We start from the raw sequence: 286 nt of genomic DNA, 5'->3' as shown, positions 1-286 counted from the left end.
GCGCGTCACGGTTCCGGAAGGTACCCAGCCGGGCAAGCAGTTCCGCCTGAAGGGCAAGGGCATGCCGGTGCTGCGTTCGGCGCAGACGGGCGACCTTTATATCCAGATTCAGATCGAGACGCCGCAGAAGCTCAGCAAGCGTCAACGTGAGCTTTTGCAGGAGTTCGAGCAGCTCTCCTCCAAGGAGAACAATCCGGAATCGACCGGCTTCTTTGCCCGGATGAAGGAATTCTTCGACGGCTGATGGCCGCCGTTGTTATGAATGATAAACGCCGCCGTCTTTTAG

At 58.0% G+C, this 286-nt stretch carries 1 protein-coding gene; it reads left to right on the top strand.

Annotated features, from left to right (window positions below; translation table 11 throughout):
- The coding region (locus SB816_RS30985; RefSeq protein ID WP_410548116.1) for a DnaJ C-terminal domain-containing protein at positions 1–244 on the top strand (244 nt) is incomplete at its 5' end.
- Positions 245–286 lie beyond the last annotated feature (42 nt).

The sequence above is a fragment of the Achromobacter sp. SIMBA_011 genome (assembly GCF_046535435.1).
In the GTDB taxonomy this organism is placed as follows: domain Bacteria; phylum Pseudomonadota; class Gammaproteobacteria; order Burkholderiales; family Burkholderiaceae_B; genus Achromobacter; species Achromobacter dolens.
The sequence above is the reverse complement of the archived record's forward strand: the minus strand, read 5'-3'. Positions and strand labels throughout refer to the sequence as shown.